The following is a 12,277-nucleotide window of genomic DNA, read 5'->3' as shown; positions in this document are numbered from 1 at the left end:
CGGCCGACGACCGTCCAGACGACGACCGAACGACCGAGACGACCACCGAGGGGGCGGCAGTGCACCTGGCCGAACTCATCGGACTGCGCCCGGTCCGCTGCGCCGGGCTGCTGGTCACCCTGACCCGCCGCTGCCCGCTGAGCTGCGCCCACTGCTCCACCGGGTCGACCATGGCCGGTGAGGAGCCCAGCGCCGAGCAACTGCTGCGGTTCGTCGGCTCGTTCACCCCGGACGACCGGCCCGAGGCGGTCCTGCTGACCGGCGGCGAGCCGCTGCTGCTGCCCGGCCTCGCCGCCCGGCTGGCCGCCGCCGCCCGGCGGGCGGGCACCCGCAGCGTGCTGCTCAGCGGGATGTTCTTCGCCCGCCGGGAGCGGATACCGGCCCGGATCATGCGGGCGATCACCGCCGTCGACCACTTCTCGGCCAGCCTGGACGCCTTCCACGAGCGGGAGGTCCCGCGCGCGGACGTGTTCCGGGCGGTGCGGCAGGTCCTGGACTCCGGCGTCGCCGCCAGCTTCCACCTGGCCGGCACCGGCCCGGACGACCCCTACCTGGCCGACGCCACCGCCGACATCCGCCGGGCCTTCGGCGGGCAGGTGCCGATGCTGGTGAACGAGGTCCGGCCGGTCGGCCGGGCCGCGGCCTGGGCCGCCGCCGCCCGCCCGCAGCTCGACGGCTCCCGGGCGCTGCCGTGCTCGATGGCGGCCTGGCCGGTGGTGGCGTTCGACGGCACCGTCCTCGCCTGCTGCAACCAGCAGACCGTCGACCGGCGCCCCGCACCGGAACATCTGACGCTCGGTCATATCGCTTCGGACGACTGGGCTTCCGTCCGCCGCAGGGCCCTGGGCTCGCCGACGCTGCGGATGATCCGCACCGTCGGCCCGCTCCACCTGCTCGCCCGGGCCGGCGCCGAACGGCCCGCTGAGGGCCGCCCCGGCGGCTACTGCTCCACCTGCCGCGCCCTGGGCGACCGCCCCGAGGCGCTGGCGGGCGCCGCCCGGGACGCCAGCGGGCTGGTCGGCGAGCTGCTGGACCGCGAGGCCGAGCGGCGGCAGGCCGGGGCCGGGCCCGCCGAGCTGGTCCGACGGCACGGCAGCGCCGCCTACGCCGACCTGGTGACGCTGGCCCAGGACCGCCCGGCGGAAGCGGCCCACCGATGACTGGCCCGACCGCCCCCGGCCCCAGCGCGTCCGGCCCGAGCGCGTCCGGTCCGGCCGCGTCGGTCCGGCTGCGGGTCACCCTCGGCCTCGCCGCGCCCGCGCTGCGGGCCGCCATGGACGCCCTGTGGCAGCAGCCGGACCTGGACCGGCGCTACGTCGAGTACCTGCACACCATGCACGCCGTCATCCGGGCGTCGGTGCCGCTGATGCTGCGCGCCGCCGCCCGCTGCGCCGGGCTGGGCCCGGGCGATCCGCTGGCTGAGCCGCTGCGGCGGTACTTCGAGGAGCACGCCGAGGAGGAGCAGGGCCACGACGACTGGCTGCTGGCCGACCTCGCCGCAGCCGGGGCGGACCCGGCGGAGCCGCTGCTCCGGCTGCCCCCGCCGGTGGTCGCCGAACTCGCCGGGGCGCAGTACTACTGGATCGAGCACCACCACCCGGTCACCCTGCTCGGCTACGTCCTGGTCCTCGAGGGCAACGCCCCCGCGCCGTGGCTCGCCGACCGGCTGATGGCCTGCACCGGCCTGCCGGCGGCGGCCGTGCGCACGGTCAGGGACCATGCCGCCCTGGACAGCGGCCATCTGCGCGCGCTGGAGCGGCTGTTGGACGCGCTCCCGCTGACCGGGGAGCAGGAGCGCGCGGTCACCGTCAGCGCGCTGCACACCGCCGCCGCCCTGGCCCGGCTGTTCCACCGGCTGGCCGCACCGACCCCGAGCCCGACCCCGAACCCCAGCACGACCGCGACCCCGAACCCGAGCGCGACCATTACCGGAGGCCCGACATGACCGAGCATCACGACACCCTCGAACGGCTGGGCGCGGCCGGGTTCGCCGTCGACGTCCTCACCAGCGAGCAGCAGGAGGTGCTGCGCGAGCTCGGCCCGGAGGAGCTCGCGCTGCTGCTGGACATCAAGAGTCGGCTCGACGAGGTCGGCCCGGAGGTCCAGGCGCACAGCGAGATCGCCGGCGGCGCGCTCTTCTGACGGCCGCGGCCTCGGCCGGACAGGCAAGGACACCCTGATGAACTGCTCCGCATGCGCCCACCCGCTGCCGACCGACGCCCGCTTCTGCCCCTCCTGCGGCACACCGAACCGGCCGTCCGCCGTCTCCGCCGCGACGGCGGTCCGCTCCGGCCGGGCCGAGGAACGCAAGGTGGTGACCATCGTCTTCTGCGACCTGGTCGGCTCCACCCGACTTTCCGCGGCGCTCGACCCGGAGACCCTGCGCTCGGTCACGCTTCGCTACTTCGAAGTGATGCGCCATCAGATCGAGTCCTGTGGCGGCACCTTGGAGAAGTTCATCGGCGACGCGGTGATGGCCGTCTTCGGCGTGCCCTCGATGCGCGAGGACGACGCCCGGCGCGCATTGGCCGCCACCCTGGGCATGCTGGAGGCACTGGCCCGGCTGAACGCCGAGCTCGAACCCGCCCTGGGCGTACGGCTGGACGTCAGGATCGGCGTCAACACCGGCCAGGTGGTGGCCGGTTCGGACAACTCCACGCGGCAGGCGCTGATCTCCGGCGAGACGGTGAACGTCGCCGCGCGGCTGGAGCAGAACGCGGGCGCGGGGCAGATCCTGATCGGCCCGGAGACCCTGCGCGCCGCCGGACCGGCCGCCCGGGTGGCCCCGGTCGGGCCGCTGCACCTCAAGGGCAAGGCCGAACCCGTCTCCGCCCACCGGCTGCTCGGCCTGGGGGACGACGATCCCGGCCTGCTGCGCCGCTTCGACCTCCCCTTCGTCGGCCGGGGACGCGAACTGGCCCGGCTGGACGCCGTGTTGGACCGTGCGGCCGGGGGCGGCGGCGCACAGCTGGCCGTCGTCGGCGGCGAGGCGGGGCTGGGCAAGACCCGACTGGTCCGCGAGTGGCTCGGCCGCCGCGACCGCTCCGGCCCCCGGGGCGCCCTGTGCGGCGCAGGGCGGTGCCGCACCTACGGCGACCGCGGCAGCCTCACCCCGCTGGCCGAGGCGCTGCGGCAGGTCCTGGACGAGCACGCGCTGCGCCACCCGGACGCCCCGGCGCTCACCGGCACCGGCAACGGCACCAGCACCGTCGCCGACCCGGGCTCCGAAGCCGTCGCCGACGCGCTGGCGGTGCTGGACGCCGGGCTCCTGCTGGACGGCACGCCCAACCCCTCCGTCAACGACACCTGCGCCGCGCTGGTGCGCCTGCTGTCCGTGCTGGCGGCCCGCGCCCCGGTCGTCCTGGTGGTCGACGACGCCCACTGGGCCACCCCGGTCCTGCTCGACGTGGTGGAACGGGTGGTGGCGGAGCTGGGCGCGGCGGCGGTGCTGGTGGTCTGCCTGGCGCGGCCGGAGCTGTTCGACACCCGTCCCGGCTGGGGCGCCGCCGGGCGGGCGCTGCCGCTGGCGGGCCTGTCCGCCGAGGAGGCCGTGCGGCTGGCCGCCGGGCTGACGGAGGTCGGCGCCCACAGCGCCTGCGTCTCGGAGCGGCTGCTGGAACGGGCTGGCGGCAACCCGCTGCACCTGGAGCAGCTGCTGGCCATGGACGTCTCCGACCTGCCCGCAGGTGCCGCCGGGCCGACCGGTACCGGCGGTGTCGGCGAGGGGGTGCCAGCCACCCTGCAGGCCCTGCTGGGCGCCCGCATCGACGCGCTGGAGCGCGCCGAGCGCGTCACGCTGGACCTCGCCTCGGTGCTGGGCCGGGAGTTCGACGCCGACGAGCTGGTCCGGCTGGCCGCCTCCGGCCCCGAGGACGAGCTGGGCGGCGGAGTCGGCACCGGCGACGGCTCCGAGGGCCCGGCCCGCGCCGCGCTGGCGCGGCTGAGCCGCCGCCGCCTGGTCGAGCCGGCCCGCCGGACCGCGCCCGACCGGATCGCCTTCCGCTTCAGCAGCGGCCTCGTCCAGGAGGTCGCCTACGCCTGCATGTCCAAGCGCTCCCGGGCCGAGCGGCACGAGCGGGCCGCCGGTCTGGCCTCGGTACGCGCGGACGGCCACGGCGCGGTCGCCGCGCACCTGGAGCGGGCCCACCGCTACCGCACCGAGCTGGGGCTGCTGGACGCGCACACCGAGACCCTGCGCCGCCGTGCCGCGGACGGCCTGGCCCGGGCAGGCGCGCTGGCCCTGTCCCGGTCCGACCTCTCCTGGGCGGACGACCTGCTGGACCGGGCGGTCCGGCTGTCCCGCCCGGGCGAGCCCGCCGGGGTGTCCGCGACCCGCCGACTGGGCGAGGCCAGACTGGCGCTCGGCCGCACCGACCAGGGACGCCGACTGCTGCGCCAACTGCTCGACCACCCCGCGCCCGGCACCCCCGCGCCCGGCACCCCCGCGCCCGGCACCCCCGCGCCCGGCACCCCCGCGCCCGACCACCTCGCGCCGGACCACTCCGCGCCCGCCACCCCCGCGCCCGACCACCCCGCGCCGGACCACCCCGCGCCGGACCACCCCGCGCCCGGCACCGACCTGCGGCGGCCGGTGGACCGGGTGGAGGCCGCCCATGCCCGGCTCGCGCTGGCCACGCTGGACCCGGGCGGTCCGGCCGCCGTCGCCGAGACCGCGCAGGCGGTGCTGCCGGTGTTCGAGGCGGCCGGGGACGACCTCGGCCAGGCCCGGGCCCGGATCCGGCTGGCCCAGCACTACCAGGTGCAGGGCCGTCACGGCCGGGCCGACCAGGCCCTCACCCGCGCCCTGGCGCACGCCCGGCGCGCCGACGCCGAGCCGGAGCGGGCTGTGGCCCTGGGCGCCATGGGCATCTCGCTGTGGCGCGGGCCCGAGCCGGTGCCGGTGGCCGTCGAACGTTGCCGGGAGCTGCTGGCCGAGCACGGCCCGGGCCGCAGAACCGTGCGGGCCACCCTGGGCTGCCCGCTGGCGATGCTGCTCGCGCTGCGCGACCAGCCCGCCGAGGCACACCGGCTGCTGGCCGAATCGGCTTCCATCGCAGGGGAGTTGGGCTATGCCGAGGCCGAGGTCTTCATCCCCGTCTTCGCGGCGGCGGTCGACGCGCTGACCGGACGCCGGGCGCAGGCGCTGAGCCGGCTGGCGCAGGCGGCCGAGGCGGGCGGACGGCTGGGCGGCGGCGGACTGCTGGCCACCGTCTCGCTGGAGACGGCGCGGCTGCTGGCGGACGACGCCCGCTGGGCCGAGGCGGCCGAGGCCCTGGACCGGCTGACCCCCGCCGGGCAGCCCAGCACCCTGCCCGGGGCCGAGGCGGTGGACGAGGCCGGTATCCGCAGCCGGATCGCCGCCGCCGGGGGCCGCAGCGGCGAGGCGCTGCGGCTCGCCCGGGCCGCGGTCGAGGCCGCCGCCCGCACCGACTCCCCGATCGTCCAGGCGGTGGCCGCGCTGGACCGGGCGCACGCGCTGCGGCTGCTCGGCAGACCGGAGCAGGCCGCCGCGGCGGCGGCCACGGCCGGGGCCCGGTTCGCCCAGAAGGGCCACCTGCCCGGCGTCCGCTGGGCCGCGGCGCTCAGCGGCGCGGCGGCCGGGCCGCAGCCGAGAACAAGGAGCTGACTCGATGGAGACCGTGGTGCCGCCCGACCCCGAACTGACCTGGAGCCTGCGGGGCAGGCGCCCCGAGGACGTGCCGGTCCTGGCCGACCGCGAGCCGGTGCCGCCGACCTGGACGTCGGGCGAGGCCACCGGGCGCGGCGTCCGGGTGTGCGTGGTCGACTCCGGCGTGGACCGGGACCACCCGCTGGTGGGCCCGGTGGACGGCTCCTGGGTCGTCGCCAAGGACGGCCCGGACGGGGAGATCACCGTCCGGCCCACCGACACCGGGGACAGCTGCGGCCACGGCACGGCCTGCGCGGGCATCATCCGCAGGATCGCCCCCGACTGCGAGCTGTACAGCGTCCGGGTGCTGGGGGAGCGCTTCTCCGGCAGCGGGGACGTCCTGCTCGCCGGGCTGCGCTGGGCCGTGCGCCAGGGCTTCGACGTGGTGAACCTCAGCCTGTCCACCACCAGGATCCAGTTCATGCAGGAGCTGCACGCGCTGGCCGACGAGGCGTACTTCGCCCGGACCGCGCTGGTCGCCTCGGCGCACAACACCCCGGTGGAGAGCTTCCCCTGGCGGTTCGCCTCGGTCATCTCGGTCGGCAGCCACCAGGAGGAGGCCGACCTCTACCTCTACAACCCCGATCCGCCGGTGGAGTTCTTCGCCCCCGGCCAGAACGTCCCGGTCGCCTGGCTCGGCGGCGGCTCCATCCGCACCAGCGGCAACAGCTTCGCCACCCCCTTCATCAGCGGCCAGTGCGCCCGCATCCTCTCCCAGCACCCGAGGATGACGACCTTTCAGTTGAAGAACGCGCTCTACCTCTCCGCGGCCAACGTCCGAATCAGCGACAGGGATGCCACATGATCACCCAGGGAAGCCAACCGCCGTCGCCCGCCGCGGCGCAGACGGCGACGGAACAGGAGCCGATGGCTCAGGAACTGCTGGAGTCCGTGGTCGAGGTGGCCCGGGCCATCTTCGGCGCGCAGGCCAGCTCGATCATGCTGCTGGACGAGGAGACCGACGAGCTGGTCTTCCAGGCCGTCTCCGGGCAGGGCGAGAACTCCCTGGTGGGCAGCCGCTTCCCGGCCGGCAGCGGGATCGCCGGCTGGGTGCTGGTCTCCGGGGAGCCGATGGTGGTGGACGACCTCACCCGGAACCCCTCCTTCGACCGCTCGCTGGCCGAGTCGACCGCGTACGTGCCCCAGGCGCTGATGGCCGCCCCGCTCATCCACGGCAACCGCATCCTGGGCGTGCTGGAGGTGCTCGACCCCTCCCCGCAGGCCCGCTCCAGCCTGGGCGAGCTCGACCTGCTGGCGCTGTTCGCCCGGCAGGCAGCCGCCGCCCTGCGCGTCATCGTCGGCCGACGCGGCCGCAGCGGGACGCCGGACCCGGCCCCGGTGGGCCCGTTGCAGCTCCCCCTCGGCCCGGAGCGGCGCGACGCCGCCCTGCGCCTGGTCAGCAGCCTGGACCAGCTGCTGCGGGAGAGCTGACCGCGCCCGCGCGCCGCCACCGGCGTCCGCACGACACCCCGCTCCCGACCCAGGGGGGCGCCCGCCCGGGCGCCCCCTTTCCGCATGTCCGGGCCGCCGCGCCCGGCCTGGCGCAGGGCCCGGTGCGCGGCTCGACGCACGGCCCGGCGTCCATGCGTGCTCCGCCCCGGTGCCGACCGGGCGGGGCGGCCAAAGATGGGTGCGGCTCACCCATGCCCGGCCATGGCCCCGCTGCCAGCATGAAATCACCGAGACGGAGCCGGAACCACGGCTCGGTCGTCCACAGTGCGGTGACGGAGGCGAGCATGACGGGCACGGACAGCGCGGTCGCCCCGCGCGGACCGGAACGGGACGCCGACCTGCTGCCCGGCATCGTCCGGAGCGTGCTCGCCGCCCGGGGCGCCGACGACTGGACGCTGACGCCGGGCCCCTTCTGGTGCCGGGCCGAACCGGCGCGCCGCAGCCCGCTGCCCGACCAGGGGTGGAAGCTGCACGTCTCGGCCACCCCGCTCGCCGCGCCGCTGGTGCTGCACCGCTGCGCCGAGGTGCTGCTCGCCGAACGCGCCACCTTCAAGTTCGCGGGCACGCTCGGCCGCGCCGCGGAACTGGTCAGCGCCCGCTACGACCGGGGCGGCGGCGGCAAGTTCCTCACCGCCTACCCGGACGACGACGAGCAGTTCCGCCGCCTGGCCGAGGCACTGCACCGGGCCACCAGCGGGCTGCCCAACCCGGGCATCCTCTCCGACCGCCCCTACCGGCCCGGCAGTTCGGTGCACTACCGCTACGGCGGCTTCAAGGCGGTGCTGCGGCTCGGCAACGACGGCTCCTGGGAGCCGATGCTGACCGCCCCCGACGGGCAGCTGCAGAAGGACCAGCGGCTGCCCTGGTACAGCCCGCCCGCGTGGGCGCGGCCGCCCCTGCCCGAGGACGCCGCACCGGCGGACACGGACACCACGCGCCCGGCGGCGGTGCTGCTCAACGACCGCTACGTGGTGCGCCGGGCCATCCGGCACGCCTACAAGGGCGGCGTGTTCCTCGGCACCGACCGGCAGACCGGCCGCGAGGTCGTCGTCAAGGAGGCCCGACGGCACGTCGGCGCGCAGCTGAGCGGGCAGGACGCCGCCGCCATGCTGCGGCACGAGGCCGCGATGCACGCCGTGCTCGCCCCGCTGGGGCTGGCCCCCGAGGCGCTGGACCAGTTCACCCAGGGCGGCAACCACTACCTGGTGCAGGAGCGCGTCGACGGCGAGACCCTGCGGGCGTGGGTCGCCGGCCGCTCGGAGCCCGCCCTGGGCCCGGTGCTGCACCTCGCCCGGCAGCTGGTCGCCGCGGTCGCCGCCGTGCACCGGGCCGGGTACGTGCTGCGCGACCTGAACCCCAACAACCTCATGGTCACCACCGACGGACGGTTGCGGCTGATCGACCTGGAGATGGTCGCCCGCCCCGGCGACCACGTCCGCCCGGCCTACACCCCCGGCTACGGCGCGCCCGAGGTGGTCGCCTCGCCGCTGGACGGTCCGGCCCCGGGCCACCGCGCCGACCTCTTCAGCCTCGGCGCCACCCTGGTCCACCTGGCCTGCGGCACCGAACTGGTGCTGGTGCCCGACCAGCCGAACGCCGGCGGCGACGGCGAACGGCGGCGGGAGCTGGTCACCAGGATCCTCCAGGGCCACCCCGGGCTGAGCCCGCTACTGCCGGTGGCCCTGGGCCTGCTGGCCGAGGAGCCCGGCCAGCGCTGGAGCCTGGGGCGCGCCGAGGAGTTCCTGGCCGGGCTCGCCGGCGGGGCCGCCCCGAGCGCCGCGGCCCCGCCGGGCTCCCCGGCCCGCCCGTCCGGGACGCCGCCGCACCACCCCGACGTACTGCCGGAGCACACCGAGGACCGGATGCTCGCCGACGGACTCGGCCACCTCCTGGCCACCCGCACCCCCGACGACCCGGACCACCTCTGGCCCGCCGAGGGCTTCGCCGCCCGGGTCGACGCCCTGAGCGTGCAGCACGGCGCGGCCGGGGTGCTGGCCGTCCTCACCGCGGCCGCCGCCGTCCGCGACGACGACCGGCTGCGGGCCGCCGTCGCCGACTCGGCCGAGTGGATCGTCACCCGCCTCGGCCGACGCGAACGCACCCTGCCCGGGCTGTACTTCGGCCGCTCCGGAACCGCCTGGACGCTGCTCGACGCCGCCCGGCTGCTGGCCGACGACCGGCTGGAGCAGCACGCGCTGGACCTGGCCCGCCAGGTGCCCCTGCGCTGGCCCAACCCGGACGTGTGCCACGGCCTCGCCGGGGCGGGCCTGGCCCAGCTGCACATCTGGCGGACCACCGGCGAGCCGGACTTCCGCGACCGCGCCGTGGACGCCGCCGAGCAAGTGCTCACGGCCGCGCGTCCGGGCCGCTCCGGGGTCAACTGGCCGATCCCGGACGACTTCGACTCGGCCCTGGCCGGGGCGAACCACCTCGGCTTCGGCCACGGCGTGGCCGGTGTCGGCACCTTCCTGCTGCTCGCCGGGGCGGCCACGGACCGCGCTGACTTCGTCGACCAGGCCCGGCGCGCCGGGGACACCCTGGTGACTGCCGCCCGCTCGGACGGCACCTCGGCCTGGTGGCCGGTCGGCGACACCGACACCGCCAAGGCGGCCCCGCTGCCGCACTGGTGCAGCGGAGCGTCCGGGATCGGGACCTTCCTGATCCGGCTCTGGCAGGCCACCGGCGAACCGCGCTACCGCGAACTCGCCGAGCAGGCCGCCGCCGAGGTCCACCGCCGACGCTGGCAGGCCGCGCCCGTCGCCTGCCACGGCCTGGCCGGCAATGCCGACTTCCTGCTGGACCTGGCCGCCGCGCTGGACGAGCCGCGCTACCGGCACTGGGCCCGGGAACTCGTCGCCTGCGCCCACGCCCGGCGCGTCCACCGCGACGGACTGCTCGTGCTGCCGGACGAGACGCTCGGCGCAGTACGGGCCGACTACAACACCGGGATGGCCGGGATGCTGGGCCTGCTGCTGCGCCTGCGGCACGGCGGCCCCCGGATGTGGCTGCCCGACTCCCTCGCCCTGCCCGCCCCGGGCCTGCCCCGGCAACCGGAACTCGCCGACGCGGGCGCCGGATCGGGGCGTGCACCGTGGTGACGCCGGTCCGCGCGACCGACACCGCCGCTCCCCGCCCGCAGAGCGCGCCGGAGCAGCCCGCGCCGGAGCAGCCCGCGCCGTGGCCGTCCGCGCCGGAGTACCGCGCGCCGGAGCCGCCGGTCCGCAGCCGGATGAGCCTGCGCTTCTCCGCCGACGCCCGGTACGCCGCCGCCCTGGTCCGCACCACCCTCGGCACGCTCCACCCGGAGCACTGGACCTTCGGCCCCGGGCCGCTCCCGGCCCGCCGCCGGGTGCTGCCGCTGGACGTGACGGTGCAGTCCCAGCCCTTCCCCACCGACGACGGCCGCGTCCTGCTGCTGCGCCCGGCCGGAGAGCGGCTGGAACTCCAACTGGCCGACCCCGGCTCGGGCACGGTGGTGGACGCCGTGGCCGTACCCGGGCGCGGACTGCAACTGGTGCGCAGCCCGGAGCCGGGCAGCCTGGCGCTGGCCGTGGGCGCGGGCCCGGACGGCAGCTCCCGGCTCTACCGGGTGCCGGCCGCGCCGCTGCGGCTGGAGCCGGTCCTGGACGTCCCCGGCCGCCTCGGCGCCACCACCGCGCTGGACCGGTCGGGCCGCCTTCTCGGCGCCGACCTGCGCCACGACGGCCGGACCTGGCCGGTCGTCATCGACCTCACCACCGGGGGCCGGCAACCGCTGCCGCCGCTCCCCGGCGCCGATGCCGCGCACCTGCTGCTGGCGAGCCCGCGCTCCGGGCTGCTGCTGCTGGCCTGCGGCACGCCCGGGCGGCTGCGGCTCGGCTGCGCCGACCTCGCCGACCCCGGGGCGGTCCGCTACCCCGAGCGGCTGAACGCGATCACCGGCGCGGTGCTGCCGCTGGCCCTGGACCCGTCCGGGGAGCGGCTGGCGCTGCGGGCGACCCGGGGCGTCCGCACCCGCCTGCTGGTCCACGACCTGCCCGCCGACCGGTCGGACGAGGCGACCGGCCTGCCCGAGGGGGCGATCCACCCCTCGGCCGCCTGGGGGCCGGACGGCCTGCGGGTGGCGTACTCCACGCCCGACCGCCCGGTCGACGTGGCCGCCCCGCAGCCGCACCGCCCGGTCCGCCGACCCGCCGCGCCCGCGCCCACGTACGCACACCCGCGTGCGCCCGTGCCCGTGCCCGCGCCCGGGCAGACCGTCACGGTGCAGGAGTTCACCGGCCCGGACGGCCCGTTCGAGGCCGTCTGCCGGGGCGACTGGCGCACCGCCGACACGGTCGCGGTCGCGCTGCACGGCGGCCCGGAGGCGCACTGGGACCTCGGGTACGACCCGCTGCTGCACCGGCTCGCCCGGGCCGGGATCGCCGTCGTCGCGCCCAACCAGCGCGGCAGCACCGGCTACGGCGCCGCCCACGCGGCCGCCATCCACGGCGCCTGGGGCGGCCCCGACCTGGCCGACGTGCGCCGGTTGGCGGCGGCCCTGGCCGCAGGCAGGCCCGGCTCCGCGCGCCCGCCCGTGCTCTACGGGGTCAGCTACGGCGCGTTCCTGGCGCTGCTCGCCGCGGCGGCCGACCCGGACGCCTGGTCCCGCTGCGCGGTGGTGGCCCCCTTCCTCTCCGGCGCGCGCCTGCACGCCGACGGCTCGCCCCCGGTCCGCAGGCTGGTGGAGCGGCTCGACGGGCAGCGCCGGACGGCGGCCGACGGCCTCGGCCCACGGGATCTGTGGGTGCTGGCCGAACGGATCACCGCCCCGCTGCTGCTGGTCCACGGCGTCGCCGACGAGGTGGTGCCGGTCGGGCACTCCCGGCGGCTGCGCAGGCGGCTGCTCGCAGCCGGTCGGCGCGAGGGCCCGGACTTCCAGTACTGGGAGGTACCGGGGGCCGGGCACACCCCCTCCGACTGCCCGGCCGGGGCCGGCCTGGACGACCGGCTGACGGCCTTCCTCGCCGAGCCCGAGCCCGAGTCCGAGCCCGAGCCAGGGCCCGAGTCCGAGCCCGAGCCAGGGCCCGAGCCAGGGCCCGAGCCGGAACCGCACCGGGCAGCCCGGCCCAGCGAAGGGAGGTGACGGAGACGGTGGACGACGACGACCCCAGGAGATGCCGGCGGACCCGGCCGGAA

General features: G+C 77.4%; 8 protein-coding genes. All 8 read left to right on the top strand.

The genetic code is table 11. The annotated features are described in order from the left end of the window. Positions 1-59 precede the first annotated feature (59 nt). The 8 genes from GXW83_RS22615 to GXW83_RS22580 all read left to right on the top strand — a co-directional run bounded on the left by GXW83_RS22615 (position 60) and on the right by GXW83_RS22580 (position 12,224). Positions 60-1,160 carry a radical SAM protein gene (locus tag GXW83_RS22615; RefSeq protein ID WP_182444880.1) on the top strand — a complete coding sequence of 367 codons (1,101 nt, stop codon included), beginning with the start codon at positions 60-62 and terminating at the stop codon, positions 1,158-1,160. Next, complete coding sequence (locus tag GXW83_RS22610) at positions 1,157-1,945, top strand: iron-containing redox enzyme family protein (RefSeq protein ID WP_225447181.1); 789 nt, start codon at positions 1,157-1,159, stop codon at positions 1,943-1,945. Before GXW83_RS22615 ends, GXW83_RS22610 begins: the two co-directional genes overlap by 4 nt. After that, on the top strand, positions 1,942-2,142 hold the full coding sequence (locus GXW83_RS22605) for an aroma-sacti cluster domain-containing protein (RefSeq protein WP_182444879.1): 201 nt from the start codon (positions 1,942-1,944) through the stop codon (positions 2,140-2,142). Before GXW83_RS22610 ends, GXW83_RS22605 begins: the two co-directional genes overlap by 4 nt. 37 nt (positions 2,143-2,179) lie before the next feature. Next, positions 2,180-5,626 (top strand): adenylate/guanylate cyclase domain-containing protein, encoded by a 3,447-nt coding sequence (locus GXW83_RS22600; protein WP_182444878.1) that lies wholly within the window; start codon positions 2,180-2,182, stop codon positions 5,624-5,626. A gap of 4 nt (positions 5,627-5,630) precedes the next feature. Beyond that, complete coding sequence (locus GXW83_RS22595) at positions 5,631-6,473, top strand: S8 family serine peptidase (RefSeq protein WP_182444877.1); 843 nt, start codon at positions 5,631-5,633, stop codon at positions 6,471-6,473. After that, positions 6,473-7,099, top strand: coding sequence for a GAF domain-containing protein (locus GXW83_RS22590; RefSeq protein WP_370466890.1), 627 nt, complete (start codon positions 6,473-6,475; stop codon positions 7,097-7,099). The genes GXW83_RS22595 and GXW83_RS22590 overlap by 1 nt, the downstream gene beginning before the upstream one ends. Before the next feature lie 305 nt (positions 7,100-7,404). After that, a complete protein-coding gene (lanL, locus tag GXW83_RS22585; protein ID WP_182444875.1) occupies positions 7,405-10,218 on the top strand; it encodes a class IV lanthionine synthetase LanL in 2,814 nt (937 codons plus the stop codon). Next, on the top strand, positions 10,212-12,224 hold the full coding sequence (locus tag GXW83_RS22580; protein ID WP_182444874.1) for a prolyl oligopeptidase family serine peptidase: 2,013 nt from the start codon (positions 10,212-10,214) through the stop codon (positions 12,222-12,224). Before lanL ends, GXW83_RS22580 begins: the two co-directional genes overlap by 7 nt. Positions 12,225-12,277 lie beyond the last annotated feature (53 nt).

Source organism: Streptacidiphilus sp. PB12-B1b, assembly GCF_014084125.1.
Classification (GTDB): Bacteria; Actinomycetota; Actinomycetes; order Streptomycetales; family Streptomycetaceae; genus Streptacidiphilus.
Note: the sequence above shows the minus strand (reverse complement) of the source record. Positions and strands in the feature narration are given on the sequence as shown.